General features: G+C 60.1%; 27 protein-coding genes, 1 tRNA gene and 1 riboswitch. Of the genes, 16 read left to right on the plus strand and 12 right to left on the minus strand.

What is annotated here, in order from left to right; genetic code table 11:
• Window positions 1-140 precede the first annotated feature (140 nt).
• Window positions 141-794, plus strand: a complete 654-nt coding sequence (locus tag CJEDD_RS05360) for a DDE-type integrase/transposase/recombinase (protein WP_052333896.1) — start codon at window positions 141-143, stop codon at window positions 792-794.
• On the opposite strand, the gene CJEDD_RS05365 is transcribed toward CJEDD_RS05360, so the two are convergent.
• From CJEDD_RS05365 to nrdI, 4 genes are all read right to left on the minus strand, one after another.
• Window positions 791-1,624, minus strand: a complete 834-nt coding sequence (locus CJEDD_RS05365; RefSeq protein ID WP_273657656.1) for an ATP-binding protein — start codon at window positions 1,622-1,624, stop codon at window positions 791-793. The two genes, CJEDD_RS05360 and CJEDD_RS05365, sit on opposite strands and share 4 nt — an antisense overlap.
• A gap of 199 nt (window positions 1,625-1,823) precedes the next feature.
• Window positions 1,824-2,852 carry a class 1b ribonucleoside-diphosphate reductase subunit beta gene (gene nrdF / locus CJEDD_RS05370; protein ID WP_016664111.1) on the minus strand — a complete coding sequence of 343 codons (1,029 nt, stop codon included), beginning with the start codon at window positions 2,850-2,852 and terminating at the stop codon, window positions 1,824-1,826.
• A gap of 114 nt (window positions 2,853-2,966) precedes the next feature.
• Window positions 2,967-5,141: a class 1b ribonucleoside-diphosphate reductase subunit alpha gene (gene nrdE, locus CJEDD_RS05375; protein WP_042406064.1), complete on the minus strand. Its 2,175-nt coding sequence runs from the start codon at window positions 5,139-5,141 to the stop codon at window positions 2,967-2,969.
• Complete coding sequence (gene nrdI / locus CJEDD_RS05380; RefSeq protein WP_016664109.1) at window positions 5,138-5,647, minus strand: class Ib ribonucleoside-diphosphate reductase assembly flavoprotein NrdI; 510 nt, start codon at window positions 5,645-5,647, stop codon at window positions 5,138-5,140. The genes nrdE and nrdI overlap by 4 nt, the downstream gene beginning before the upstream one ends.
• A gap of 231 nt (window positions 5,648-5,878) precedes the next feature.
• On the opposite strand from nrdI, the gene CJEDD_RS05385 reads away from it, so the two are divergent.
• The 3 genes from CJEDD_RS05385 (at window position 5,879) to CJEDD_RS05395 (ending at window position 9,015) form a co-directional block, all read left to right on the plus strand.
• Window positions 5,879-6,163 (plus strand): transposase, encoded by a 285-nt coding sequence (locus CJEDD_RS05385; RefSeq protein ID WP_016664108.1) that lies wholly within the window; start codon window positions 5,879-5,881, stop codon window positions 6,161-6,163.
• Window positions 6,133-7,014, plus strand: coding sequence for an IS3 family transposase (locus CJEDD_RS05390; protein ID WP_016664107.1), 882 nt, complete (start codon window positions 6,133-6,135; stop codon window positions 7,012-7,014). Before CJEDD_RS05385 ends, CJEDD_RS05390 begins: the two co-directional genes overlap by 31 nt.
• A gap of 135 nt (window positions 7,015-7,149) precedes the next feature.
• Window positions 7,150-9,015, plus strand: coding sequence for a phosphoenolpyruvate carboxykinase (GTP) (locus CJEDD_RS05395; RefSeq protein ID WP_070507295.1), 1,866 nt, complete (start codon window positions 7,150-7,152; stop codon window positions 9,013-9,015).
• Between the two features lie 112 nt (window positions 9,016-9,127).
• Here the strand turns inward: CJEDD_RS05395 and CJEDD_RS05400 are convergent, their stop codons facing one another.
• The 4 genes from CJEDD_RS05400 to CJEDD_RS05415 all read right to left on the minus strand — a co-directional run bounded on the left by CJEDD_RS05400 (window position 9,128) and on the right by CJEDD_RS05415 (window position 11,829).
• Complete coding sequence (locus CJEDD_RS05400) at window positions 9,128-9,700, minus strand: NADPH-dependent FMN reductase (protein WP_019174205.1); 573 nt, start codon at window positions 9,698-9,700, stop codon at window positions 9,128-9,130.
• A gap of 170 nt (window positions 9,701-9,870) precedes the next feature.
• Window positions 9,871-10,476 carry a hypothetical protein gene (locus CJEDD_RS05405; protein ID WP_251769752.1) on the minus strand — a complete coding sequence of 202 codons (606 nt, stop codon included), beginning with the start codon at window positions 10,474-10,476 and terminating at the stop codon, window positions 9,871-9,873.
• A gap of 24 nt (window positions 10,477-10,500) precedes the next feature.
• Window positions 10,501-10,618: riboswitch (SAM riboswitch) on the minus strand.
• A 75-nt stretch (window positions 10,619-10,693) separates the two neighbouring features.
• Window positions 10,694-10,957, minus strand: coding sequence for a hypothetical protein (locus CJEDD_RS05410; protein ID WP_042406070.1), 264 nt, complete (start codon window positions 10,955-10,957; stop codon window positions 10,694-10,696).
• Between the two features lie 191 nt (window positions 10,958-11,148).
• Window positions 11,149-11,829 (minus strand): peptidase dimerization domain-containing protein, encoded by a 681-nt coding sequence (locus CJEDD_RS05415; protein WP_074432496.1) that lies wholly within the window; start codon window positions 11,827-11,829, stop codon window positions 11,149-11,151.
• Here CJEDD_RS05415 and CJEDD_RS05420 point away from each other — a divergent pair.
• The 3 genes from CJEDD_RS05420 (at window position 11,804) to CJEDD_RS05430 (ending at window position 14,850) form a co-directional block, all read left to right on the plus strand.
• On the plus strand, window positions 11,804-13,357 hold the full coding sequence (locus CJEDD_RS05420; protein ID WP_232297683.1) for a DNA primase family protein: 1,554 nt from the start codon (window positions 11,804-11,806) through the stop codon (window positions 13,355-13,357). The two genes, CJEDD_RS05415 and CJEDD_RS05420, sit on opposite strands and share 26 nt — an antisense overlap.
• A gap of 136 nt (window positions 13,358-13,493) precedes the next feature.
• On the plus strand, window positions 13,494-13,772 hold the full coding sequence (locus tag CJEDD_RS05425; protein WP_042406072.1) for a PDDEXK family nuclease: 279 nt from the start codon (window positions 13,494-13,496) through the stop codon (window positions 13,770-13,772).
• Window positions 13,753-14,850: an SNF2-related protein gene (locus CJEDD_RS05430; protein WP_232297684.1), complete on the plus strand. Its 1,098-nt coding sequence runs from the start codon at window positions 13,753-13,755 to the stop codon at window positions 14,848-14,850. The genes CJEDD_RS05425 and CJEDD_RS05430 overlap by 20 nt, the downstream gene beginning before the upstream one ends.
• Here CJEDD_RS05430 and CJEDD_RS05435 read toward each other — a convergent pair.
• Window positions 14,809-16,158, minus strand: a complete 1,350-nt coding sequence (locus CJEDD_RS05435; protein ID WP_042406074.1) for an IS256 family transposase — start codon at window positions 16,156-16,158, stop codon at window positions 14,809-14,811. The genes CJEDD_RS05430 and CJEDD_RS05435 overlap by 42 nt on opposite strands.
• Window positions 16,159-16,427: 269 nt before the next feature.
• On the opposite strand from CJEDD_RS05435, the gene CJEDD_RS12395 reads away from it, so the two are divergent.
• The 4 genes from CJEDD_RS12395 to CJEDD_RS05455 all read left to right on the plus strand — a co-directional run bounded on the left by CJEDD_RS12395 (window position 16,428) and on the right by CJEDD_RS05455 (window position 18,360).
• Window positions 16,428-16,562, plus strand: a complete 135-nt coding sequence (locus CJEDD_RS12395; protein ID WP_273657658.1) for a hypothetical protein — start codon at window positions 16,428-16,430, stop codon at window positions 16,560-16,562.
• Window positions 16,559-17,023 carry a hypothetical protein gene (locus CJEDD_RS05445; RefSeq protein ID WP_042406075.1) on the plus strand — a complete coding sequence of 155 codons (465 nt, stop codon included), beginning with the start codon at window positions 16,559-16,561 and terminating at the stop codon, window positions 17,021-17,023. The genes CJEDD_RS12395 and CJEDD_RS05445 overlap by 4 nt, the downstream gene beginning before the upstream one ends.
• Before the next feature lie 155 nt (window positions 17,024-17,178).
• On the plus strand, window positions 17,179-17,556 hold the full coding sequence (locus CJEDD_RS05450; RefSeq protein ID WP_014320314.1) for an HNH endonuclease: 378 nt from the start codon (window positions 17,179-17,181) through the stop codon (window positions 17,554-17,556).
• Between the two features lie 246 nt (window positions 17,557-17,802).
• Window positions 17,803-18,360, plus strand: coding sequence for a P27 family phage terminase small subunit (locus CJEDD_RS05455; protein ID WP_042406079.1), 558 nt, complete (start codon window positions 17,803-17,805; stop codon window positions 18,358-18,360).
• Here the strand turns inward: CJEDD_RS05455 and CJEDD_RS05460 are convergent, their stop codons facing one another.
• On the minus strand, window positions 18,361-19,590 hold the full coding sequence (locus tag CJEDD_RS05460; protein WP_042406081.1) for an MFS transporter: 1,230 nt from the start codon (window positions 19,588-19,590) through the stop codon (window positions 18,361-18,363).
• 92 nt (window positions 19,591-19,682) lie between these two features.
• Here CJEDD_RS05460 and CJEDD_RS05465 point away from each other — a divergent pair, with 92 nt between their 5' ends.
• The 5 genes from CJEDD_RS05465 to CJEDD_RS05485 all read left to right on the plus strand — a co-directional run bounded on the left by CJEDD_RS05465 (window position 19,683) and on the right by CJEDD_RS05485 (window position 24,190).
• Complete coding sequence (locus tag CJEDD_RS05465; protein ID WP_042406082.1) at window positions 19,683-20,360, plus strand: TetR/AcrR family transcriptional regulator; 678 nt, start codon at window positions 19,683-19,685, stop codon at window positions 20,358-20,360.
• Between the two features lie 272 nt (window positions 20,361-20,632).
• Window positions 20,633-22,276 carry an IS21 family transposase gene (istA, locus tag CJEDD_RS05470; protein WP_273657659.1) on the plus strand — a complete coding sequence of 548 codons (1,644 nt, stop codon included), beginning with the start codon at window positions 20,633-20,635 and terminating at the stop codon, window positions 22,274-22,276.
• 2 nt (window positions 22,277-22,278) lie between these two features.
• Window positions 22,279-23,061 carry an ATP-binding protein gene (locus CJEDD_RS05475; RefSeq protein ID WP_042410518.1) on the plus strand — a complete coding sequence of 261 codons (783 nt, stop codon included), beginning with the start codon at window positions 22,279-22,281 and terminating at the stop codon, window positions 23,059-23,061.
• Window positions 23,062-23,231: 170 nt separating this feature from the next.
• The gene (gene cmtR, locus CJEDD_RS05480; protein ID WP_273657660.1) at window positions 23,232-23,591 is read left to right on the plus strand and encodes a Cd(II)/Pb(II)-sensing metalloregulatory transcriptional regulator CmtR; all 360 of its coding nucleotides are present in this window, start codon (window positions 23,232-23,234) and stop codon (window positions 23,589-23,591) included.
• Window positions 23,588-24,190 (plus strand): cadmium resistance transporter, encoded by a 603-nt coding sequence (locus CJEDD_RS05485; RefSeq protein WP_042410550.1) that lies wholly within the window; start codon window positions 23,588-23,590, stop codon window positions 24,188-24,190. The genes cmtR and CJEDD_RS05485 overlap by 4 nt, the downstream gene beginning before the upstream one ends.
• A 550-nt stretch (window positions 24,191-24,740) precedes the next feature.
• On the opposite strand, the gene CJEDD_RS05490 is transcribed toward CJEDD_RS05485, so the two are convergent.
• Both CJEDD_RS05490 and CJEDD_RS05495 read right to left on the minus strand, forming a co-directional pair.
• Window positions 24,741-24,817 (minus strand) — tRNA-Arg (locus tag CJEDD_RS05490).
• Window positions 24,818-25,109: 292 nt separating this feature from the next.
• Entirely contained in the window at window positions 25,110-25,718 is a 609-nt protein-coding gene (locus CJEDD_RS05495) for a LutC/YkgG family protein (RefSeq protein ID WP_042408625.1), read from the minus strand.
• Window positions 25,719-25,725 lie beyond the last annotated feature (7 nt).

Raw genomic sequence — 25,725 nt, forward strand, 5'->3', positions numbered from 1 at the left:
TCTTGTGCCACACCCAAGCACCCCGAAAAACGACCCACGCACTCCCAAACACGAAGAGCCACAAAACACAACTGCTGCACCAACGCCACAACACCAAAGCCAGACAAGCCAAACGCCGCCGCGACGCCACACCGCCGCATGTGCACGCCACCGCCCCCGGGCAGGTACTGTGCTGGGATATCACGTTTTTGCCTGGCCAATACTACGGACAGACCTTCGCGTTGCACATGGTGATCGATCTGTACTCGCGCGCCATCGTCGGGTTCGTCGTCGCAGAACGAGAAAACAGCCAGCTTGCAGCAGCGATGTTCGCCGACATCTTCACCCGTTTTCCAAATGTGCACACTGTCCACTCCGACAACGGCGCTGCCATGACCAGCAAACGACTCGGCAAACTGTTTGCCGAACATGGTGTGGCCCGCTCATTGAACCGGCCGCACACCAGCAACGACAACCCGCACACCGAGTCGGTGTTCCACACCCTAAAGACTAGGACCTACTACCCGAAAACCTTCACCACGCTGGGCGAAGCAAACACCTGGGTCAGCGCTTGGGTGCCGGTCTACAACGCCACCCCACACAGCGGGATCAACTACTACCCACCACAAGCAGTCCTCGACGGCACCTGGAGCGAACTGCAACGCAAACGAGAAGAAGGGATGCGAAACGCGCTAAGCAAAGGCACCATCACACAACTACCGGACACCAAAGCTGGCACAGGCCTCCCGGCAGAAGTCAGCATCATCCGCACCACCACCCAAACCGCCCCAACCCCACAACCCATCACGATCTAACACCCAAACCCGTTCACAACCACTTGACACAAAGCGATCAAGAAAGCGTTCACGCAAAACTCAAGGTAGTTCAACACGGTATCAACCGAAACGGTGCGCCCCTCGCTTTTGAAAAAACGCACCAGTGACTGCGCCGAGAAGGTTTTTCCAATATTTGCGAAGCAGTAACCGACGATGCGGTGAAAAATGTCGACGTCGCGGATCTGGTGATACTCAATCACGTCTTTGAGCACAACCGAGTTGTACACCGAGTCAAGGTAGTCGAGCGAGGGTTCCCGGTCGAGGTTGAAGTATTTCAACGCCGGGAAACCGCCGAACTGCACAAAGTGCTGGAAGTGTTCGCTCAGTGTGCGGTCGCTTTGGCGGTGCAGCTCGACAAATTCCGCAAACGAAAACGGTTGGATCAAGAACTCAACGTAGCGACCGGCAAGATGTGTGGTGAGATCACCGGAAAGCATGCGCGAATTCGACCCGGTGACATAGATATCTGCGTCATAGTCGACGCGGATCGCGTTGATGGCTTTCTCCCAGTCGGCGACCTGCTGAATTTCGTCAAAGAAGAAATACGCGCGGGTGTTTTTGTTGAGGTTTTCGGCTTCGATGCGCCGTAGCAGCGCCGCTGCGTCTGTGATGTGAAGCCCGTCAGCGGACTCAAAATTCATCGCAAACACTTGTGGATCAGCGCTGCCCGCGCGAATCACTTCTTGCAGCTGCTGCAGAATCGTAGATTTGCCGCAGCGACGCACACCGGTGAGCACCTTCACGAGGGGTTTGTCGATAAAGGGCTGGATCCGCGAAAAGTATCTCGGGCGTTCAATGATTCTGTCCACCACAAACCTCCCTGTTTTGTCGAGTATAGTCGACAAGCTGCTACTTTGCGGAGGTTTTGTCGATCATAGTCGACAAGAATCGCGCTGGCTCGGGCACAAAACAGCGCACCGCGGGAAGGTTGCCGGCGTGTGCCAGCGTCCAACCCGCGGTGCGCTATTCGGGCGGTGCGGCCCGAATCGAGCCGTTAAGCCCTTGAGCCTAGAAGTCCCAGTCGTCGTCGGTGGTGTCTTCGCCCTTACCGATGATGTAGCTCGATCCTGATCCACTGAAGAAGTCGTGGTTTTCGTTGCTGCCAGGTGACAGCGCCGCGAGAATCTCAGGGTTCACTTCGGTCTCTTCAGCGGTAAACCGCGACGGGTAACCGAGGTTCATCAGCGCCTTGTTCGCGTTGTAACGCACGAACACGGCAACGTCGTCCATCAGGCCGAGCGGCTCGTACAGCTCACCCGAGTACTGCAGCTCAAGCTCGTAGAGCTCTTCCAGCAGGTCGAAGGTGAACTTGCGCATCTCTTCCTGACGCTCTTTGCTCTGCGTCTCGAGTCCGCGCTGGTACTTGTAACCCGAGTAGTAACCATGCACTGCCTTGTCACGCAGAATCAGGCGGATCATGTCTGCGGTGTTCGTCAGCGTCGCGTGCACCGAGAAGTGCAGCGGCAGGTAGAACCCTGCGTACAGCAGCAGCGACGACAGCAGCGTCGAAGACACTTTACGCTTGAGCGGATCATCGCCGTAGTAGTGGTGCAGCACCTTCTTGCAGCGTTCCTGCAGCAGATCGTTGGCAACTGCCCAGCGGTAGGCGTCGTCGATTTCCGGGGTGCTCGTCAGCGTTGAGAACACCGAGGAGTACGAGCGGGCGTGCACCGACTGCATGAACGCAATGTTGGTGTAGACGGCCTCTTCGTGTTCGGTGCGGGAGTCTTGGATCTGCACGATCTCACCGACAGTTGCCTGCACGGTGTCGAGCATGGTCAGACCGGTGAAGACGCGCATCGTGAGGGTGCGCTCTTCCTGGGTCATTTTCTGCCACGCGGGGATGTCGTTTGACAGCGGCACCTTCTCTGGCAGCCAGAAGTTCGCGGTCAGACGGTTCCACACCTCGAGGTCTTTGTCGTCGGTGACGCGGTTCCAGTTAATGGGGCGCAGCCGCGCTGCCGGGTCGTGGCGGTACGACGGCGGGGTGACCGAGATCTCTTGCAGCGGGCGGTCGGTGTTCAACGGATCAGTCATAGTTCAATAAAGCTCTTTCACTAGTGGTGTCTGGTGGTCAGTGCGCGGAGTGCGCGGACGGCGCGCGGTGCGCCCGCGCGCGCAGCACGGGCGCACACGCGGGCGCGAACGCGACTACAGCGCGCAGGAAACGCAGCCTTCGATCTCGGTTCCCTCGAGCGCGGGCTGGCGCAGGCGGATGTAGTACAGCGTCTTGATGCCCTTGCGCCACGCGTAGATCTGCGCGCGGTTGATGTCGCGAGTGGTCGCCTCGTCTTTAAAGAACAGCGTGAGCGACAGACCCTGATCCACGTGCTTGGTCGCAGCAGCGTAGGTGTCGATGATCTTCTCGGCGCCGATTTCGTAGGCGTCTTCGAAGAACTCGAGGTTGTCGTTTGTCATGTGCGGAGCCGGGTAGTACACGCGGCCGAGCTTGCCCTCTTTACGAATCTCAATCTTCGAGGCGATCGGGTGGATCGAAGCCGTCGAGTTGTTCACGTAGCTAATCGACCCGGTCGGTGGCACCGCCTGCAGGTACGCGTTGTAGATACCGTGTTCGCGGATCGACTCGCGCAGCTGTTCCCAGTCCGCAACCGTCGGCAGCGCAACTCCAGCCTCGGCGAAGAGCTCACGCACCCGCGCGGTTTCTGGCACCCACTCCTCGGCCGTGTAACGGTCGAAGTAGCTGCCGTCAGCGTAGTCGCTCTTCTCGAAGCCCGCGAAGGTCGCACCGCGGTCAATCGCCAGCTGGTTCGAAGCGCGCAGCGCGTGGTAGGTCACCGTGCGGAAGTACGCGTCGGTGAAGTCAATTCCCTCTTCGCTGCCGTAGTGGATGCGCTGCGAAGCGAGGTAGCCGTGCAGGTTCATCTGGCCGAGGCCGATGGCGTGTGACGCACGGTTACCCTCGGCAATTGACGGCACCGCCTGAATGTCGGTCTGATCCGACACACTCGTCAGCGCCCGCACCGCAATCTCAACGGTTGCGCCGAAGTCCGGGCTGGCCATTGCCGCCGCAATGTTCAGCGAGCCGAGGTTGCACGAAATGTCGTGACCGATCGTCTCGTACCCGATTGCGGCGTCGTACTCAGAGGCGGTGTTCACCTGCAGAATCTCCGAGCACAGGTTCGACATGTTGATGTGCCCCTCGAGCGGGTTCGCACGGTTCACAGTGTCTTCGAACAGCACGTACGGGTAGCCCGACTCGAACTGCAGCTCAGCGAGGGTCTTGAAGAACTCGCGCGCGCTGATCGTGGTCTTGCGGATCCGCGGGTTCGCGACGAACTCGTCGTAGCGCTCGGTGATTGACTGATCCGAAAGCGGAATACCGGTTTCGCGAAGCACATCGTAGGGGCTAAACAGGTGCATATCTTTGTTCTGCTTAGCCAGTTCGAAGGTCACATCCGGAATCACAACCCCAACCGACAGGGTCTTAATGCGGATCTTCTCGTCAGCGTTTTCACGCTTCGTGTCGAGGAACCGCATAATGTCGGGGTGGTGCGCGTGCAGGTACGCAGCGCCTGCGCCCTGGCGAGCGCCGAGCTGGTTCGCGTAGCTGAAGCTGTCTTCGAGGATCTTCATCACGGGAACAACACCGGAAGCCTGGTTCTCGACCTGCTTAATCGGGGCACCCGCCTCGCGGAGGTTTGACAGCAGCAGCGCCACACCGCCGCCGCGCTTGGACAGCTGCAGCGCAGAGTTAACGCTGCGGCCAATCGATTCGAGATTGTCTTCAACGCGCAGCAGGAAGCACGACACGAGCTCGCCGCGCTGTTTCTTACCCGCGTTCAAGAACGTCGGAGTTGCCGGCTGGAAACGGCCCGAGAGGATCTCGGTGACCGTCTTCGAAGCCAGTTCCTCGTCACCCTGACCGAGGAACAGCGCCGTGGCAACAACTCGCTGCTCGAAGTTTTCGAGGAAGAGGCTGCCGTCGAAGGTTTTCAGCGCGTAGGAGGTGAAGAACTTAAACGCACCGAGGAAGGTCTGGAACTTGTGCCCGAAAGCGTCGGCCTGTTCGTGGAGGCGCTCGACGAAGTCCTTGTCGTAGGCGCGCAGGTATTCGGCTTCGTAGTACTCGTTTTCGATCAGCCACTCCAGGCGTTCCCACACCGAAGCGAACTGCTTCGTGTTCGGGATGACCTGCTGGTTCAGGTAGGCCTCCGCCGCTTCGTGATCCTTGTCAAACTGGATCGACCCGTCCGCCGCAAACAGGTTCAGCTGGGCGTTGAGCGCGTGGTAGTCCTTCCGCTCGCCGACCCCGCCAACCCGTGCAGTGTTGGGGGTGGTTGTTTCTGATGGTGTGGCGATCGTCATGCGACGTCCTCCTCATTTGCTTCTGCTTCTAATGTGTTCTGTCGTGCCCAAAATTCGTCTAAACCAGCCTTGACTCGAGCAACGTCGCGGTTGGTGCCAAGAAGTTCAAAGCGGTACAGCTCAGGAACTTTGCACTTGGCTGAGATGATCGGTCCTGCGATGCAGTAGTGCTCACCGAAGTTGGTGTTCCCCGCGGTAATCACGCCGCGGATCAGCGCGCGGTTTGCAGGATCGTTCAGGAACGTAATCACCTGCCGCGGCACCGCCCCGGCCTGCGCTCCGCCGCCGTAGGTCGGAACCACGAGCACGTAGGGCCTGGTCACTCGGATCATTCCCTCTGTGCGCGGTCGGAGTGGGATCCGCACCGCCGGGCGCTCGAGCTTCTCGACGAAGCGGAGGGTGTTCTCCGAAACGCTCGAGAAAAACACCAGGTCAGGTGAATCTTGCCCCTCGAGCACTCGCACCTCCGCGACGCTTCGTGTTCGGCCTTCCCTGCGTTCACTCATCAGCATGTTCTCCTCTCAGCATTTGCACCTCAGCAATCCCATCCCTACATCTAGTCCTGACCCACATTGCGGGCACCACATATAGTGTTTAGCACGAATAATCTCACAAATCTACGACACGCCGAAGTACAGACTACGTCATACCGAACCTGGAGTGCTCTAGGTTTTTAGGTCCAGGTGACTTGAGTGCTGTCCATTGATGCCCTGCCTGTGGGTGGGGAGAATGGATGAATGGTGAAGAAATTCAGCAAGCATACTCCCGAGCAGATTGTTCGTAAGCTCGATAGGGCGCGGGAATTGAAGGAATCGGGATCAACTACAGCTCAGATCCTGACCACGTTGGGGATTAGCGAAGCCACGTTGAACAGGTGGCAGGCTACCTATGGGGCGATGACCAAGAGCGAGGCGAAAGAGCTCCAGCGCCTGCGCGAGGAAAACACGCGCCTCAAACGCCTCCTAGGTCAGGCAGAGCTGGAAAAGGCTGCGTGGAAAGAATTGTCGGAGGGAAACTTCTAAGCCCAGCTCGCCGCCATGATGCCGTCTGGCATCTGGTCGGGCTGGGCTACTCCCAAAGACTTGCCTGCCAGATTGTTGGGCTCTCTCGCAGTGCTTACCGGCGCGCTAGGACCCGCGAGAACAAGCCGGATAAGTACGCGGACCTACGGGCGTGGATGCACGACTTCGTTAAGGATCATCGCCGGTGGGGACACCGGCGCGCCTGGAGAAACGCCCTCGCCGAAGGGTACGGGATATGCCGCGAGACTTTCCGCAGGATCTGGCGTGAAGAGGGCTTGCGTGTCTTGCCTAGGAAGAAGCTCAAGCGTCTAGCTGCCGATACCCATCGTGATGTTCCTGCCGGCCAGTACCCGAACAACGTGTGGGCGTTGGACTTCCAGTTCGATTCAACCTGGCACGGCAAGACAATCAAAATCTGTAACATTATCGATGAATACACCCGCGAACACCTCGCCTTCACGGTCGACAAGAACATTAACGCGGTCTCGGTGACCGAACTCCTTGACGTGGCTTGTCTGGAGCACGGCGGGCGCCCGCGGGTGATCCGGATGGATAACGGGCCCGAGTTCATCGCTCATGCGCTCCAGGAGTGGGCAGCCGAGGGTGAGACAATCCAGGCATTCATCCCACCAGGCCAGCCCTGGCATAACGGGTTCGTTGAGTCTTTCCATAACCGGATGAGAGACGAACTCTTGGAGGACAACAGTATCGAGAATCTCGAGCATGCCCGCCTACTCGTGGCCCAATGGTCATCACGTTACAATAACTTCCATCCGCATTCCTCACTCGGCTACCTCAGCCCACGGAAATACGCGGAACAATGGAAACAAGAAAACACGGTCAACACTTAAACCGAGTGGGCCTAATTCTTAGGCCACTCCAAACCCAAGACTCAAAGGGGATACTTATGGTGCTGTCAGACTCGACGTACTACGGTAGAGATCACAAGTGAGACCCGGAAACTAAAGAATGAATGAGGGCGCCTGGTGACCGCATCAAAGCAATTTCAAGTTCCTCCAGAGATTCACGTGGAAAGCGTTCGCGCTTTTGTGAGCGAGTGGGCAGAGATCACCAATCCTGAAAAGATCGAGCTCGTCTCAGCAGCGGATGACGCCAGGCTGCTCGAAGAGGCCATCGCCGCCGGCGAAATGCTGCGCGCAGGCAAAGGTCGCTACTACTCACGGTCACACCCGAAAGACACCGCCCGCACCGAAGAGCGCACCTTTGTCGCCACGGCTGACGAGGCGGATCGCGGGCGCTACAACAACTGGCGCCACTCAAGCGAGGTCAAACCGCTGCTGACGAGCCGCATGCGCGGCGCTTCGGCGGGTAAAACCATGTACGTGGTGCCGTACCTGATGGCCCCTCCCGGCACCCCGCTTGCGAACTTCGCGCTCGGAGTTGAGCTCACCGACGACCGCAACGTGGTGCTGCAGATGATCCGCATGGCCCGCGTCGGAATTGAGCACTTCGACGGTGTCAGCGACCAGGACTTCTTCGTGCGCGGTGTGCACGTCACCGGTGACCTGACCGCGCTGCAGCAGGGCACCGACGCCGACGAGCGGATGTTTGTGACCGTCGCAGACGAGCGCACCATTTTGCACTTCGGCTCCGCGTACGGCGGCAACGCGCTGCTTGGTAAAATCGCCCACGGTCTGCGCCAGGCGTCCTACGACGGTTACGCCTCAGGGAAGTTCCTCGCGGAGCAGTTCCTGCTGCTTGGGATCCACGACCGTGAAACCGGCGTCACCACGCACGTGTGCGGCGGCTTCCCGAGCGCGTCAGGGAAAACCAACCTCGCGATGACGCTGCCGCCAAACGGACTCGGCGACCGCTACCGCGTTGATTTTTACGGCGACGACATCGCCTGGATGTGGGTTGACGACGAAGGGAAACTCCGTGCCATCAACCCCGAAAACGGTGCCTTCGGTGTCGCAAAAGACACCAACGAGGGTTCCAACCCCACCGCGATGGCGGCAATCGCTGAGGGATCGGGCACGATCTTCACCAACACCGCCTACAACGAAGTCACCGGCGAGGTGTGGTGGGAGGGTCTCACCCCCGAACCCCCGGCCGACCCGGCAGGGTGGCTCGACTGGACCGGCGCGAAAATCACCGACCGCACCGCCGAGCAGCAAAACGAACCGTGGGCGCACCCGAACAGCCGCTTCACGATTCCGCTGGAGCGCATCCCGAACCTCGCCGAAGACGTCTCCAAACCCGAGGGCGTGGTCGTTGACGCGATTATCTTCGGTGGCCGCACCCGCGATCGTGAACCGCTGATCCGCGCAATCGACAACCTTGTTGATGGCGTCTACGACGGGCTGACACTCGGCGCCGAGGCGACTTTCGCAGCGGACGGGCTTGACGGGCAGCTGCGTTACGACCCGATGTCGATGCGTCCGTTCTTCTCGTACTCCGAGGGTCGCTACGCCGAACACTGGCTTAAAGTGCTCGGGCAGCTGAAAGAGATGCCGATGTTTGCCCACGTCAACTGGTTCCAGCGCGAACCCGAAACCGGTCGTTACCTGTGGCCGGGCTTCCGCGAGAACCTGCGCGCGCTGAACTGGCTCACACAGTACCGCGACGGCAAAGTCAAGGGACGCAAAACCCCGATCGGCGTGCTCCCGCTTGTTGAAGAGCTCGACTTTACCGGTCTCGAAATCGACGCGGCGGATCTCGACAAACTGCTGCGGGTTGACGTTGAACGCTGGCTGCAGGAAACCGATCACCGCGCTGAGCACCTGCGCGAGCTGCCCGATATGCCGCGCGAAATCTGGGACGCACACGAGGCGCTTGTCGAGGCGTTGCGGGCCGAGGCGGCAACTGACGCAGGGGGCGCAGACAGCTAGCGCCTGCGCCACCGCGCGGCCGCGGCGACACAAAACTGCCACACAACAAACGAGGGGGAAACCGAAACGTGTTCGGTTTCCCCCTCGCCTTTGGGTTACGCGCCCGCGAAAACTAATCGCGGCTGGTTTTTTCGATCAGCTCAGCGAAGCGGTCAATGTATTTCTGCAGGAACTCAACGGTTGACTCGCGGGTGATCTTATCCCCGTCACCGAAAAGCTCAGGCGACTGCGACAGGAACACCTCGGGCTGGCCAAGCGTTGGCATGTCGAAGTAGGAAAGCGCAAGGCGCAGGTTCTTCTGCGACGAGTACCCGCCCATGCGTCCAACAGAGTGGCTCACAATTCCCGCCGGGAGTCCCTTCCACGCAACGTCGGCGTTGGGTTTCGACCCAATATCCACCGCGTTTTTCAGGCACGCCGGGATGGTGCGGTTGTTCTCCGGGGTCACAAACAGCACCCCGTCAGAGGCCTTAATCGTCTCGCGGAACTCCGTGTACTCCGCCGGCACCGGCTTGTCGGTGACCTCTGGGTCGTCGTAGTCGAAATCGTACAGCGGCAGGTCGCGGATCTCCACGATCTTCGCCTCGTACCCCTCAGGGAACATCGGAATCAGGTTGTGCGCAATCTTACGGGCAAAGGAGCCACGACGCAGGCTCCCAACAATCACACTCACGCGCTTCGTCATACGTTTCACTCTCTTTTCTCTATTTCAACTGTGGATCATGCACCGCGATCCGCGCCCTCATACGCCACAGACTCGCGCGGCGCGAGCTGCCGGTCGCTGCCCCAAGCCGAGCAGAACCGGCACTCGCTCACGAGGTCAAGCCTATGTTAACAATTCCGCCATTGCGAACCTCATGAGTAACCGAAGCTCCGAGCACCAAGCGCGGCCTGGTGCTCCCGGAACTTGCGGGGATCCAAGCCACTGGCTTTCAACTCTTTCGCGCGCTCCGGGTAACCAAACACCGACGGCAGTTCGCCCTGCGCAAGTTTCGCCCGGCTCTCCACCCGGACCTGCGAGTTGGGGTGGACGAAGCCGTGCGGTTCGTACTCGAAAAGCGCCCAGCACCACGCAAACGCCTCGCCCTTCGTGAGCCCGGCCCAGCGCCCCTCGGTGATCAGCGAATCAGCGTCGGGCATCGCGTACGCCTGCTCAACCCGCGCGCTCCCCTCTTCACGGAGGGTCTCAGCGGTGATCCGCTCTTCTTCTTCGCCGGCGCGAACAGCGTCAGCTGCCGCGGCCTCGATCAGTGCGGCGAAGTCGTCAAGTGACAGCGTGGCGCCGTTGTCACCGCCAGCGAATGCAACCGGCGGGTGCTCGCGCAAGATCTTCAGCAGCGACGCTCTCACGCGGTTCCCGAAACGAGTGCCGGGTTTGACCCCAGAGTAACCAAGCCCGATCCGGCTCCACCAGTCTTGGTCGGTCTCAAATGAAAAATGATGTGCAGACACGGAGCTCACGCCCCTTTCTTGGGGCAAGCGCCCCATCGAATCTTGCTCCATGAGATTTCATGAAGCCCGTTCTTCCCCTGGGACACCCGGGAATCGATGGATTCGGGTTGTCGCGTAACCGGCCAGGTACCTACGGTTACGACTCTTGAACGTGGAAGTGATCGTAGCACACAAAACGATCCGCTGTCACGGGTCGCCTTGGTCGCCTTGGTCGCCTTGATGAGGGCTACATCGCGTCGATGAGATCCCGAACGGCCTGCGAGATGCTCGTGCTGTGGGAGTGTGCGTAGTGTTCGAGTTTCGCGCGGCGCGCAGCATCGAGCCGCACAGTCACCGGGCGCACATCGGTTCCGACGCTGACGGGTCGACCGGGGCGTGACGGGCCGAGGTGGTCGCCGGTGTATCCCGCTTCGGATTCGTCCTCTGCCGCCCAGCGCTCAATTTGCTCATCGGTGAACTCAACCCCGTTTACATCGGTGTACGTGCTCATGACGCTACCTCCTTGCTCCAAGGCCTACCTCGATCAGAACTTTCTTTGTGGCAGGCATTGCGTGATAGATGAACCAACCATCCGGTTCGTCTTCCACTGCGACATATTCCAGGAGTCGGCCTGCGCCGTCGGCGCCCACACCATTTATTTATGTAAGACATAATTAATCTAAGGCGTAAACGGGCCTGTGTCTAGCGGTCGAGCCAGTGCCTTGTGGCGAGCACAAGCGCTGCAACACCGCGCTGCAGCGTCGGATCGATGACGGGTGCGTAGTGCGGTGAGTGGTTCGACGGCACATCGGTGTGGACCGTTCCCGCCGCCTCCGCCGCGGCGTACTCCGCGGCGTCGTGACCGCCGAGCATCCAGTACACAAGCGGCACCCCCGCGGCTGTGGCGAGCACTCCGACGTCTTCGCTTCCGGAGAGCGCGCCGGGTGCGAAAAACGCGTCCTCCCCGAAGGCGTCAACAAAGACCGCGTTCAGTTCCTCCGTGATCTCCGGGTCGTTATAGGTGACCGGGAAACGGTCACCGAACTCAATCTTCGGTGGCCTTGGAGCGTTTGACGCCGCGGCCTCGGCCTCGATGACGCGCTGGATTCCCGCAACCAGGCGCTCGCGCACGGTCTCGCTGAAGCTGCGGACGCTCAGCCCGAGCGAGGCGGACTCCGGGATGATGTTGTTTTTGCTCCCGGCCTCGATCCGCCCGACAGTCACAACCGCGGTGTCACGCGGGCTGATCTCCCGCGACACCACGGTTTGTAAACGCATCACCGTGGCCGCCGCCATCACCACCGGGTCGATCGTTGTCTCCGGTTCCGAGCCGTGACCGCCGCTGCCCGAGGCAGAGGTGGAGTCGATCTGGCGGTCGGCCACCCGGTTCGCCAAGACGGTCGAGAACCAGCCCGGGTATGTGCCACCAGAGGATTTTGAGGCGAGCCTGGATTCGGTACGCCCCGCCGATTACAGCGACGTCGGCCAAGCCCACGCCCTAACCAAGGCCTATCCGGACACGCTGCGCTACTCGGAGGCCACCGACTGGCTCGTCTATTACGACGGTGTCTGGTACGAATCCGCACCCGCAGCCCAAGCCGTCGCCCAGGAGCTCACCGAACGCCAACTGGCCGAGGCCCACGAGCTGCTCGAAGACGCCAAAGACCAGCTCGCCGCCACGGGGGCTGCCATGTTGTTGGCGTCGATGTCGAAGGCGAAAGCCCAGGCCATGTTCAACGCCGCCCAACAGGAGGCGTTCGCCGCGTTCGAGGACGCGAAAACCTATGCGGCCTACGCGCTCAAACGCCGAGAATCACGCGGGATCACCAACTGCCTGAAAGAAGCCCGCCCCATGCTGCTGACCACCCCTGAGCAGCTCGATGCCGACCCGTATCTGCTCAACACCCCATCAGGCACCTACGATCTGCGCCACGGGACCATGTCGCGCCACGACCATGATCCGGCGGATCTGGTGACCAAGCAGACCAGCCTCGACCCGGGCACCGACGGCGCGCACCTGTGGCAGGAAGCCCTCGAGGTGTTCTTCCAAGGCGATGCCGAGCTCATCGCCTACGTGCAGCGCATCGTCGGCCTTGCTGCAATCGGGCAAGTCTTCGTCGAAGCCCTCGTCATCGCTTACGGAGATGGTCGCAACGGCAAATCGACGTTCTGGAACACCATCGCCAGAGTCTTAGGCACGTATGCAGGCAACATGAGTGCTGATGTGCTCACGATCGGTGGGATGCGCAACGTCAAACCGGAGCTGGCTGAGGCCAAAGGCAAACGCCTCATCATCTCCGCCGAGTCCGAAGAAGGCGTGCGCATGTCCACCTCCGTGGTCAAGCAGCTGGCTTCCACCGATCAGATCTACGCGGAGAAGAAGTACAAGGCACCGTTTGCTTTCACCCCCTCGCACACCTTGATTCTCTACACGAACCATCTGCCCAGGGTGGGTGCGATGGATGCGGGCATCTGGCGCAGGCTCATCGTCATCCCCTTCGAAGCGAAGATCGAAGGCCAAAGCGACATCAAAAACTATGCCGACTACCTCTACACGCAGGCCGGCGGGGCGATCCTGGCCTGGATTATGGAAGGTGCGCGCCTCATCCACGCCGAGAACTACCACCTGAAGGCCCCGGCACGCGTGGTGGCCGCATCGAGCGCGTATCGGGAGGAGAACAACTGGTTCGCCCAGTTCCTTGACACCCACTGCGACATCGACGAGCACCTGTCTGAACGCGCCGGAGACCTCTATCAGACCTACCGAGCGTGGGCGATGAACACTGCTGGGTGGGCGCGTCCCATGGTCGATTTCAACGCCACCGTCGAACACCACGGCTTCACACGTAAAAGGACGATGCACGGCATGTTCGTCCACGGTTTGGCCTTGAAGAACGAGTTCGACAACTAATTCAGACGGGCCTTATGACGACCTATGACGACCTATATGTGAGTTTGCTATAGGGCAGAAAATATAGCCCTTAGGAAAAGTCCATATCGCATCGTCATAGGTCGTCATGGGCCTCTCACACGAGAGGACATGAACCATGAACGAGCACGCAATCGAACAACACTTGAAAAAAGCCGTTGAGGCGATCGGTGGCCTGTGCTGGAAATTCACCAGCCCCGGCACCGCAGGGGTCCCAGACCGCATCTGCATCCATCGCGGACGCGTCATCTTCGTCGAACTCAAAGCCCCCGGACGCCTCCCACGCCCCATCCAACGCCGCCGCATCCAGCAGCTCAAAGAGCACGGCGTTGATGCGGTCGTCGTTGACAACATTGACGCGATCCAGGAGGTGGCTGATGCGCTACGAGCCGCATGACTACCAACGACAGGCCACCGCCTTCGTTGAAGACCACCCGCAGGCCGCGATCCTGCTCGGGATGGGGCTAGGCAAGACGGTGATCACCTTGACGGCAATCTGGAACCTGCTGCTGGACTCCTTCCAGGCCCGCCGCGTCCTCATCGTCGCACCCCTGCGAGTCGCCCGCGATACCTGGCCCGCCGAGGCCACCAAATGGGACCACCTGGCAGGACTCATCATTGCCGTCGCCGTCGGGTCGAAAACCCAGCGGGTGGACGCGCTTGCCACCGAGGCGATGGTGACCGTCATCAACCGCGAAAACGTGCCCTGGCTGGTGCGCCACCTCGGCAAAGTCTGGCCGTTCGACATGGTCGTCATCGACGAGCTGAGCTCGTTTAAGAACCACCGGGCGCAACGGTTCAAAGCACTCGCCTCCGTGCGGCCACGTCTCACCCGGATCGTGGGACTGACCGGCACGCCAGCAGCCAACGGGCTGATGGACCTGTGGGCGCAGTTCCGTCTCCTTGATGAGGGCCAGCGCCTCGGCAGGTTCATCACCCACTACCGCAACCGCTGGTTCGTACCCGATCGGCGAAACGGCCAGCAGATCTTCACCTACAAGCCCGCACCCGGTGCCGAGGACGAGATCTACGAGGCGATCAGCGACATCACCTTGTCGATGCGCACCACCGACTACCTGCGCCTGCCCGAGCTGACGGTCACCACGACGCTCGTCGACCTCGAACCGAAGGAGCGCAAAGCCTACGAGCGGTTGCGAGATGAGATGGTGCTCGACCTCGACGGGCAGGTCATCGATGCCGCGAACGCCGCAGCACTGTCAGGCAAGCTGCTACAGCTGGCCTCCGGTGCGATCTACGACGAGGACGGCAACACCGTGGTGGTGCACGACCGCAAGCTCGACGCGCTCGAAGACCTCGTGGAGGCGGCCAACGGCCAGCCGCTGCTCGTGGCCTACTGGTTCAAACACGACCGTGAGCGCATCACCGAACGCTTCCCTGGAGAGTGTCCGATTGTTTGTGTGCGGGGGCTTGGTTTACATGTAGTCCGCGAACCGGTCGGGATAAGCCACGGCTAGTTGGTTGATGGCTTGTTTCCAGCCGGTGGCTTTCGCTCCTTCAATATAGCCGTTGCATTCCGTTGCTCGCTTCGCCTTCTTCGCTCGCTGGGCGGCGCGCTTGTCTTCGATGTTGCAGATCATCAACCACAGCGTCTTCAGCGCCGCAGTATCGTTCGGGAACTGGCCCCGGTTCCGGGTGGCTTTGCGCAGCTCAGCGTTGAGCGACTCGATGGAGTTCGTGGTGTAGAGCACCCGGCGGGCTGCCGGCGGGAACTGCAGAAACGGCACGAACCGCTCCCACGCGTCGCGCCACACCTTCACCGACTGGGGGTAGCGCCGCCCAAGCTCAGATGCTTCGAACGCGTCCAGGGCGGCGCGGGCGGTGTCCTCGTTGGGTGCGGTGTAGACCTCCCGCAGTGCGCTGGAGACGGGTTTGCGGTCTTGGTAGGACACCCACCGGTTCGCCGCCCGGATCAGGTGCACGATACAGGTCTGCACCATCGAATTCGGCCAGGTTGCCTCGACCGCATCAGGCAGGCCCTTGAGTCCGTCGCAGCAGACGATGAACACGTCCTGCACTCCACGGTTAGCAAGGTCAGCGCACACGGAAGCCCAGAATGCGGCGCCTTCGTTATCGGCGATCCACAAGCCCAGGATGTGTTTGATGCCGTCCATGTCCACACCGACAGCCATGTAGCAGGACTTGTTGACCACGCGGTGGCCATCGCGGATTTTCACGCGTAGCGCGTCGAGGAAGATCACTGGGTAGAACTCATCTAGCTGGCGGTTCTGCCAGATCATCACCTCATTGAGCACCGCGTCGGTGATCGTGCTGATGGTATCCGGGCTCATATCCACACCCAGGGTGGTGGCGAGGTGATGCTGGATATCGCGCACGGTCATCCCACCCGCGTACAGGGAGATGATCATGTCATCGAGCTCGGTGAGCCGGCGAGCACCCTTGGGCACCATCTGCGGCCGAAATGTCCCTGCCCGATCCCTGGGCATGGTCACTTCTAACGGGCCGTAGCCGGAATCGACGGTCTTGGTGTACGACCCATTTCGGTGGTTACCACCACCGACATCCTCTACCTGGGCTTTGGCTTTGCGGTCGGAGTGCTCGTAGCCCAAATGGGCATCCATCTCCGCCTGCAGGCCAGCGTTGATCGATGCCTGCAAAAGCCCCTTCACCAGCTCGCTGGCGTCATCGGTGGAGGTGGAGAGCTCCCCGATGAGCTTAGCGAGCTCGGGGTTATCCATCAGCTTCTCGCTGATCGCGTTGACCCTCGACGGGTCATAGCCTTTCTTCGGTGGCACCGTAGTCATTATCGGTGAAACTCCTTTCAGATCAGAGCCTCACACACAAACTTCCTGACACCCTCCTTCCCTGGGGCCCGCGAGCTGAAAACCAGTACCGACATCAAAGCGTGGAACGCCCGCGAGATTCCGCTGGCGCTCATCCACCCGGCCTCAGCCGGACACGGGCTCAACCTCCAGCAAGGCGGCAACTCCTGGTCTGGTTCTCCCTGACCTGGTCCTTGGAGCTCTACCAACAGACCAACGCAAGGCTCTACCGCCAGGGACAAGACCAGCCGGTGACGATCACCCACCTGGCCGCAGGCCACACCCTCGATGAGGCGGTACTGGCCGCGCTGGACAACAAAGACATGACACAGGCTGCGTTGATCAATGCGGTCGCCGACACTCTGGGAAAGCAGGCACACTCATGAACGACCACCCCATCTGGGACTACTTCGACTACCGCAAAGCCGCCATCGGCGTCCTCCAGGACTACGCAACCCAAGCTGTCATTCTCCAGCAAGGCGACGGGTACGCCAACGAGCTCAAAGCCTCACTGACCTCAATCGGCTCACCCCGATTCGACGGCCTGCCACGGGGCAACAACCGGCACGCCGGTGAAGCGAGAGTCTGCTCGATCCTCGACAACCTCGACGCGCTCAAAGCCCGCAACCAAAAAGCGCAGGCCTACATGGATTGGTTCAACCCGGCCTGGGAAAGCCTCAGCGACGATGACCGGCTGGTCCTCGAGGTCTTCTTCCTCGACGACCTCTCCGCCGAGGACGCCGCCGTCAAAGTCGCCGAACACTTCTACGTCGAACGCAAGACTGCCTTCGCCAAGAAGCAGCGCGCCCTTGCCCGCTTCGCGCGTCTCTTGTTCGGCAGAGACTGAAGCATTGGCGCGCATGAGTGTCGCAAAGAGGGGATGACTTTCAGGGTGTGCCTGTCGCATGCTGTAAGTGGTTGAAAAGTAGGTCCCGACCCCCAGACGAATCATCACGGTTCGTCTGGGGGTCGTTGCCATGAACGACAAGGGTGGTGAGACGGATGCCTTTCAAACCCAAGCGCCCGTGCTCCCAGCCCGGCTGCCCCGAGCTGACCGAGACGCGGTTCTGCCCCGAGCACGCCCGCGCCGAGGACACCCGCTACCGGACCTACCAGCGCGACCCGAAGATCAACCGACGCTACGACCACCGGTGGCGAAAGATCCGCGCGGCCTACGTCGAAGCCCACCCGTTGTGCGAGGACTGCCTGGCCCGTGGCCGGTACACGCCCGTGGCTGAGGTCCACCACGTGATCCCGCTCGACCACGGCGGCACCCACGACGAGTCGAACCTGCGCAGTCTGTGCAAGCCGTGCCACTCGCGCCAGTCCGCGCTCGATGGCGACCGGTGGCGGCAAGCCCCTCGGGTCTACAGCTACTAAAAAGGGCTGTGTGCCCGCCTGTCGCGGCCTCCCTGCCGACCCTCACCTGTGCCAACCTCGACCCCGTTCGCCCGGCACGAGGCGACGTGGCGCGCTTGCCGAGGGGGTGGGGGCGAGCGGATCTCCACAGCTGGGCTGCTCCTCAGCGGGCGGGGCCAACCGTACACAAAACGACCGAATCAAACAGGGTATTAACCCCCAAGCCCTCCATCACCGGGCTAACCGCCTGGAAGGAGGCGAGATTTCATGGCGAAAGACGGAACACTGCGCGGCGGACGCAGAGCAGGCTCAGGTGCGAAGCCCACACCTGCGTTTGAGAAGATCACCGAAGGCAAAGACGCACGCGTCCTCCACATCGCGTCGCTCGACCCACCAGATCTGGAAGCGGGCGGGGATCTTGAAGGTAGCGTAATGCCAGAACCTTCGGCTTATTTGGCGGCTGTGCAGCGTGATGGTAACCCTTTGGGTGCTGACGTAATCTACCGCGATACCTGGAACTGGCTCAAGGAGCGCGGCTGCGAAAAACTCGTAGCTCCACGGTTGATTGAGGCTTATGCGCAGAATTTTGCTCGGTTCATTCAATGCGAAGAAGCAATCTCCGATTTTGGCCTGTTGGGTAAGCATCCGACCACGGGGGCGGCTATCGCGTCCCCATTCGTGGCCATGTCTCAGTCGTTTAGCAAGCAGGCGAATACGCTCTGGTACGAGATTTTCGATGTGGTCAAAGCCAACTCGCTGGTGGACTACTCGGGGCCGACTCCTGCGGATAACGTGATGGAACGGCTACTTCAGGCACGCTCATAGTTATTGGCGTAGTGCGGGTGCGGTGTGGGCGTAGATGACGACCACTGCAATCAAGGCGATACAGACGGCGAAGGGTGCCAGCGGGTTCCACCCGTAAAGGGCGGTCGAAGCCAGCGGGGCAATCGCGTACGCCAACCCATTATTAGCGTTAATGATGCCAGCCACTGCGCCTTGCTCATCTGCACTCATCTTCAACGTTGGGCCAGTGTTGTACCCGGGCATCGCCAGTCCCATACCTACCCCCAGCACGATACACCCGACAACCAGTAAAGCGTGCGAGGAGGTAGGCCAAATGAGCACAGTTGCAACTAGTGTAATGGTCAGGCCAGTACGTAAAAGCTTCGCTGCTCCCCACCCTGTCTTTGGAGCAATCACCGCTTGGGCAATGATCATGGTCACGCCCATGATGGTCAGGTAAATCGCGGAAATACCTGCGGTCGCAGTTGCCGACAGGGCGAAGCGGTCTTGAACAGTGAATCCAAAAATCGTAGCAACAGAAGAAAACACAAGAAACATCACCAGACCAGTTGCTAGCCAGGGAGCTACACGCGGATCAGTGAAGCGAATCCGTTGAGGCTTTGCAAAAAGTTGCCCTTGGCTTTGAGGTGCGAAACTCACCAAGAGAACAACCAGACCAATCACCATCACAACGGGCATGACCACCAAGGGCAAGAGCAGGCCACCAGCAGCGGCTAACACACCTCCAGTAACACCTCCAACAATGGAGGCCATCCCTTGAGCCGCTCCAATCATGCCCAGTGCTTTTACCCGCCCGTTCTCGCTGGCAGCATGCGTGACCAGGTGGGCTTGCGCGGTCGGGGCGATCGCTGAAATCCCTCCGCCATAGAGCAAACCACGAGTGATCACAACACCAAAAACTAGTCCGACACCGCCAACTACCTGGTTCATCCCCAGGTAGGAGACAATACCGAAGGCGCTCAAAGCGATGATCGCGATCACAAGCCCGGCAGCGAGTACACGTTTAGCGCCGACACGTTGGGAAGCTCGCCCCCAATAAGCACTCAAGCTCGCTAGTACAATCGCTGCCAAAGAGATAGTGGCGCCAATATGCCATTCCCGCAATCCCATCTGTCGTGACAGTGGCGCGATGATCGGATTGAGAATCATTTGCCCCATAAAGGCGAGAAAAACGATTCCCACTACCAGGTTCGCTTGCGCTCCTGGATCAATAGAACTCTGTGTCGGCTTATTACTACGAGGGTCAGGCATCACTACACTCCATTACTAGAACACTGTTTCACTTAGGGATATTGTAGAATGGTGTTCTAGTAAGGGTCAAGGAATAAGTTAAGGGTCACCTTATGAACACTGTGCTAACGGGGCGAAGGGCTGGGCTATCACGCGAGCTGATTGTCAAACAAGCTGTACAGTTAAGCGCGATCAGTGGCGTTGAGGGATGGTCAGTACGGGACATTGCCCGTGAACTGGGCGTGGTTCCCTCAGTGATTTATCATTATTTTCCAAACAAGGAAGCCATTTGTGATGCTGTTGTAGACCGGGTATGTGTCGGGATTGAAGTTCCCGACCCGGACCTTGAATGGAAAGCCTGGTTTCGAGCTATGGCTCACAATCTACGCCCCGCATTGTTAGCATATCCAGGGATTACCGACAGGTTCGCGCGGGGCAAGTTCACTGAACAGTTTTTGCCGATGATCGATGGAGCCTGGGCCAAACTACAAGAAGCTGGGTTTGGTGACAATTCGCCTGTGGCCTACACAATTATCGCGAACTCGATCATCCACACGATCGGAGCGAGAAACCTGCGCGCATCCAATCAAATCCAACCTCACCACAACCTGCACGAAATGCTTGTCAGGCTTGAGCCTATGATGGCTCAATCTGTTGGACTGACCAGTATTGTCAACTCTTACCTGGAGCCTCTCTCACACCTTGATGAAGAAGAAGCGATGTCCGAGGAATACTACGACCTCGTCATCGATGTGATCCTAGACGGCATCGAACACACCCTGCTGCCTTAACTCTGACCCACTTCTCAATCATCGTCTTAGTGAGCGCCCGCACAGCTGGCGCTCACTTTTTTATTCCCACCCCATATCAATTTATGAAAGCGAGTTGTATATGTCGTTGAAAACCGCTGAAAGCGTGTGTTAAGACCTTGTATTTGGTAGCACCGTGGTGACTTTCCGGTAGCGGTTTGGTGAGTTTCCGGTAGCGGGTTGGTCGGTGTTGCATGACGCTTTCTGGTGGCCGCATCAAAAGGGTGCGGTCGATTACCGGAAGGAGTCCGCCGATGACGGATTACAAAGCGGTGATGAAGCTGTTGATTCAACAGCGTTCATACCGTGAGATTGAGAACCAACTCGGGTGTTCCCACCGGGCGATTTCCCGGGCGAACACCGTACTTCGCTCTCATGGGTTTACAACGGTTGAGCAGGTTGAAGGCTTGACCATCGACGAACTCGATGCCATGTTCGTCGACGGCCGCAGCAGCGGCCAGGGTGATTTCGTCCCGATTGATTTTGAGGCCGTGGTCAAAGCCCGCACCGGCCGCAACAAGGTGACATTGCAGGTGTTGTGGGGTCGCTACACCGCCACACCTGCCGGGGCGGGGCGGAGGTATTACAGCTACGAGCGCTTCCGCCAGTTAGTGGCCCAGCATGTTGATACCAGGGGCGTGACCGCCAGAATCACCCATGCTCCCGGCCATACCATGCAGGTGGACTGGGCGGGAACGAAAATGCGCCTGTTCGACCCCCTTGGCGGGCAAGGTGTCAAGCTCAGCGTGTTCGTGGCGTCGCTGCCGTATTCGGGGATGCTGTTTGCCGTGGCGTGCCCGAACGAACGCCAAGATGCGTGGCTGGATGCGCATAGGCAAGCGTTCGAGTACTTCGGTGGGATCGCCGAGGTTATCGTGCCTGATAACGCCTCCACTGCATCGAACGCGATCAGTGCAGCTGACCGCAACCGGCAGGTCAATTCCACCTACGAGGAGTTTCTGGAGCACTACAACACCGCCGCCCTGCCGACAAGGGCGAAGCGGCCCAAGGACAAGGCAAGTGTGGAAGCTGGGGTGAAAATCATCACCCAGAAAGTCATCCACGCCCTGGCGGACCACCAATGCGTCGATTGCGACGAGCTCAACGCCCGCATCCGCGAACTGGTCGACGAGATCAACACCGCCACTCCGTTTCGAGGCCAACAGCACAGTCGACGCGAAGTGTTTGATACCTATGAACGCGAGTTCCTCGGTGCGCTACCGGACACGCCCTGGCAGCGCACCGAGTGGAAACGCGCCAAAGTCGCCCCAGATTTGCACATCACAGTCAATGGGGCCCATTACTCGGTACCCAAGCAGGTCGCCGGGCGGATCGTGGATGTGCGCATCACCGGGGACACACTATGTGTGTTCGATTCCGGTGAGCGCGTCGCCTGCCACCAGGTCGCGCAGGCGCGTGGGGTATATGTCACCGATAATGACCACATCCCCACCGACATAGGTCAAACGCGCGGGTTGTGGACGAGAGAGTACTTCCTGCGCGAAGCCGCGAAGATTGGCCCCGCCACCGCCCATGTCATCGACGAACTCATCGCGTCGAAACCGATCCCAGCCCAGGCGTACCAGTCGTGCCGCAACGTGCTCAACATGGGCAAACACGCCAACAAGATCATCCTCGAGAAAGCCTGCCAACGCCTCGTCGACACCACCGGTGCACGCAGGGCGGTGACATATACCGCGGTGAAAACCATGATGGCCATCGTGCACAAAGAAGCCGCCACACGACCCACTGGGCCTGTGCCACCCGCAGCTACGTTCACCCCGCCACAAGCGGACACAGATACACCCCAACCATCCGCGCGCGATACCGCAGGCGCCTTCCTAGGCGGCGCGGCCCAGTTCAGCCTCGACAACCTCACCAAGAAAGGCCCCCACTAACCATGCCCACCCAAACGACCCCACAGCCAGCTTCAGCAAACGCGCGTTTCCTTGACGAGTCGATCCTGCCGGTGTTCACCGACTTGAGGATGACCGCGTTCGGGCAAACCGTTATCGACATCGCCCACAACCCCGATTTCGACGACTGGAGCTTCTCCGACAAAATCCTCTACGCCATCGACAAACAGGTCGCGGCCAAACGCGAAAGGCGGGTTGCCAAACTACTCAAAGCATCCCGATCGCCAAATCCCGATGCTTGCGTCGAAGACATCACCTACGCGCCCGGCCGCACCATCAACAAAGAGCAAATCAGCAGACTCGCTCACTGCCAATGGTGCCAAAACACCCAAAACATTGTCATCCTGGGCAAATCCTCAGTCGGCAAAACCTACCTCGCACTTGCATTGCTCACCGCGGCGTGCCGCAAGGACTACTCCGCAACGTTTTTCCGCACCGACACCCTAGCCAACCACCTCGCCGTGCTCACGCCAGCTGATCCAGAGCGGATGACGTTTCTCACCGAGTTGCACAACACCGACGTGTTAGTCCTCGATGACTTCCTGACTACACCCATCGACACACTCACCGCGCACCAGCTGCTCAACATCCTCGCTGAGCGTGAAGGCCGCGGAGCGACCATCGTGACATCGCAGTTCACCCCGGACGAGTGGTACAAATCCATCCCGGATGCCGTAATTGCCGAATCCATCCTCAACCGCCTCGTCGCCGGCGCCGAAATCATCACCATCGAAGGAGAAAACATGCGACTGACCCCCAACCAATAGAGCAACATCCCGCGTGGGGGCACTGCTACCACAAACCCACGCGGGCGCTACCAGAAAGCCACCACACCGCTACCATCTACGTGGTCTAAACAAACAACCACAGGGGTACGAGGTTCGGTTGAGGCTAGGACGTCTCTGACAGGTTCAGTGCTCGCTGTATAGTTCAGTTCATGCTGACTATTGCTTCGCGTCTCGACGTGATGAACCGCCTGGGTCGTGCACTGGCCGATCCCACTCGATCGCGGATCATCTTGACCCTGCTCGACCATCCCGCTTACCCGACGGAACTGGCTCGAGCTTTGGACCTGACACGCTCGAATGTGTCCAACCACCTGGCATGCCTGCGCGATTGCGGGATCGTCGTCTCCGAGCCCGAGGGTCGTCGGACACGATACGAGATTGCCGATCCGCACCTGGCGCAGGCGCTGACGACACTGGTCGATGCCATCCTCGCAGTAGACGAAGACGCCCCGTGCATCGATCCCGCTTGCTCGCTTCCCGGATGCGACGTAGCTGGGGAGGGCGCATGATCCTCACCACGGTCTTGCAGGCGATAGGCCTGTTCGCAGCTACCAACATCGACGACATCATCGTGCTCTCCCTCTTCTTCGCGCGAGGGGCAGGCCAGAGCGGCACCACCGCCCGTATTTTGGCCGGCCAGTACCTCGGATTTGCCGGCATCCTCGTCGCCGCGATCCTTGTGGCCGTCGGCGCCGGAGCATTTCTGCCCCCGGCAGCTATTCCATACTTTGGTCTCATCCCTCTGGGCATCGGCCTCTGGGCCGCATGGGAGGCCTGGCGCGGAGACGATGACGACGATGACGACGAGGCCAAGGTTTCCGGCAAGAAGGTCGGCGTAGGGACAGTCGCAGGCGTCACTTTTGCCAATGGCGGCGACAACATCGGCGTCTACACCCCTGTATTCCTCAGCGTGGAACCTCTCGCAGTAGTCGCCTACTGCGTTATCTTCCTCGCGCTCGTGGCGGTCTTGGTGGCCCTGGCAAAGTTCGTCGCCACCCGCCCCCCGATCGCGGAAGTGCTCGAACGCTGGGAGGACATCCTCTTTCCCGTCGTTCTCATCGGCCTCGGCATCGTGATCCTCGTCAGCGGCGGAGCCTTCGGGCTTTGACGCAGCGGCAGTGTTCCAAACGGCCCCGACCGGGCGTACCCCTCTCGGTTCAGACCCCAACAGCTACCCGCAGCCAGTCCTGTGTGATCGCAGCAATAAGACCGCCATGGAGCGCTGCAAAAACCGCGCCACCAGTTGAACGAAGCCACAGCCTCCGAGTGCACGCGCCACTACTGGTTCGCCACGGGATTAGTAGAGAGCGGGAATTTGGAAAAGGAACCCTACATACTCCCTCGAAGTACACCCCTGAGTTCAGTAGCGCGCCATCGAACTTGTGCTGCACGGGCAAGCTGACCCTCACACGTCTCGCGATGCGGAATTCTGCATCGCCGGCGAGCTCGGAATGAGTACGGAAACTCTTCCCCGCTGGGTCCGCGCTCCTAAACAATGCGGCGCGACAACCCGAGCAGGAACGGCGCTTTAGAAGAGAAAAATGACCCCTCCGAACGAACGGAGCGGGTCATTTTTGTGTTCGCGGCCGTTTTCCTTCGGCCGGCGCGGGGTTTCGTGAAAAGATTGGAACAGTTTCGTGAAACCCCCCCAAAAAAAATGGTGTCCCCGACAGGATTCGAACCTGCGACCTTCGGTACCGGAAACCGATGCTCTAATCCACTGAGCTACGAAGACAATGGATCTAAGGGTAGCACCCGGTATACCCACCGAAGAAATTGCTTGGGGGCGCGCGAGGGGTGTTCGGTGAGGGGTTTGGCGTGGGGGTCCGGAGGGCGTCGATACGCAACTGCGAGGGGGAGGAAATGGGGAACCAACATTCGGCGGACTCCCAGGCTCACCCCATGGATTCTCAACGACGGTGCCCCATAATCATTGGTGCACGCCGCGGGAACGGCGTGACACGGGAAACAATGACAGCGAAACGGCCGGCCCCGCAAGGGACCGGCCGTTTCGTGTTGTCAGGCGGTTACTTCACAACCATGACGATGAGGTCGCGCGGGCCGTGCACGCCCTCGACGCGCACGAGCTCGATGTCGGACGTCGCGGACGGGCCGGAGATCATCGTCGCCGGGCGCTCCGGGTTGACGCGGGCGATCATCTCGGGCACGCCGTAGACCACGGTGTCCGGGCGCACGATGCAGATGTGGCGGTCCGGCACCAGGGACAGCGCGCGGCGGCCACACACGTCGCCGGACTCGAGCACAATGGTGCCGGTCTGGGCGGAGGAGACGTGGGAGTCGGTGACCACCGCGTCGGCCTCGCCGAGCGAGCGCGGGTCGGTGTCGTTCGAATCCGGGCGCACCGTGCCGCCGAAGCCGGCGAAGAGGGACTCGTCGAGGCCCGGGGCGTAGACCACGTTGGAGCAGTTGCGGTCGTTGAGCACGCGGACGATGTCCTCGCCGAGGGTCGCCTCCGTGGTCTCCACCACGTCGGCCTTGTAGTCGATGAGGCGGTCCACGAGCAGCTCGTGGAGCTCCTCGCCGGACAGGTCGGAGGTGGTGCGGTACTCGCGCACGATCTCCACGTGCTCGGGCACCTCGGAGAGCTGCTGCGCGTCGCGGATGCGCTTGAGAATCTCGCGC

This window comes from Corynebacterium jeddahense (assembly GCF_028609865.1).
GTDB classification, from domain to species: domain Bacteria; phylum Actinomycetota; class Actinomycetes; order Mycobacteriales; family Mycobacteriaceae; genus Corynebacterium; species Corynebacterium jeddahense.

Coding starts and splice junctions, on each gene's coding strand:
- nrdF (WP_016664111.1), bottom strand. CDS start 2,852: ATGACTGATCCGTTGAACACCGACCGCCCGCTGCAAGAGATCTCGGTC.
- nrdE (WP_042406064.1), bottom strand. CDS start 5,141: ATGACGATCGCCACACCATCAGAAACAACCACCCCCAACACTGCACGG.
- nrdI (WP_016664109.1), bottom strand. CDS start 5,647: ATGAGTGAACGCAGGGAAGGCCGAACACGAAGCGTCGCGGAGGTGCGA.
- CJEDD_RS05385 (WP_016664108.1), top strand. CDS start 5,879: ATGGTGAAGAAATTCAGCAAGCATACTCCCGAGCAGATTGTTCGTAAG.
- CJEDD_RS05400 (WP_019174205.1), bottom strand. CDS start 9,700: ATGACGAAGCGCGTGAGTGTGATTGTTGGGAGCCTGCGTCGTGGCTCC.
- CJEDD_RS05410 (WP_042406070.1), bottom strand. CDS start 10,957: ATGAGCACGTACACCGATGTAAACGGGGTTGAGTTCACCGATGAGCAA.
- CJEDD_RS05425 (WP_042406072.1), top strand. CDS start 13,494: ATGAACGAGCACGCAATCGAACAACACTTGAAAAAAGCCGTTGAGGCG.
- CJEDD_RS05430 (WP_232297684.1), top strand. CDS start 13,753: ATGCGCTACGAGCCGCATGACTACCAACGACAGGCCACCGCCTTCGTT.
- CJEDD_RS05435 (WP_042406074.1), bottom strand. CDS start 16,158: ATGACTACGGTGCCACCGAAGAAAGGCTATGACCCGTCGAGGGTCAAC.
- CJEDD_RS05445 (WP_042406075.1), top strand. CDS start 16,559: ATGAACGACCACCCCATCTGGGACTACTTCGACTACCGCAAAGCCGCC.
- CJEDD_RS05450 (WP_014320314.1), top strand. CDS start 17,179: ATGCCTTTCAAACCCAAGCGCCCGTGCTCCCAGCCCGGCTGCCCCGAG.
- CJEDD_RS05455 (WP_042406079.1), top strand. CDS start 17,803: ATGGCGAAAGACGGAACACTGCGCGGCGGACGCAGAGCAGGCTCAGGT.
- CJEDD_RS05460 (WP_042406081.1), bottom strand. CDS start 19,590: ATGCCTGACCCTCGTAGTAATAAGCCGACACAGAGTTCTATTGATCCA.
- CJEDD_RS05465 (WP_042406082.1), top strand. CDS start 19,683: ATGAACACTGTGCTAACGGGGCGAAGGGCTGGGCTATCACGCGAGCTG.
- istA (WP_273657659.1), top strand. CDS start 20,633: ATGACGGATTACAAAGCGGTGATGAAGCTGTTGATTCAACAGCGTTCA.
- CJEDD_RS05475 (WP_042410518.1), top strand. CDS start 22,279: ATGCCCACCCAAACGACCCCACAGCCAGCTTCAGCAAACGCGCGTTTC.
- cmtR (WP_273657660.1), top strand. CDS start 23,232: ATGCTGACTATTGCTTCGCGTCTCGACGTGATGAACCGCCTGGGTCGT.
- CJEDD_RS05485 (WP_042410550.1), top strand. CDS start 23,588: ATGATCCTCACCACGGTCTTGCAGGCGATAGGCCTGTTCGCAGCTACC.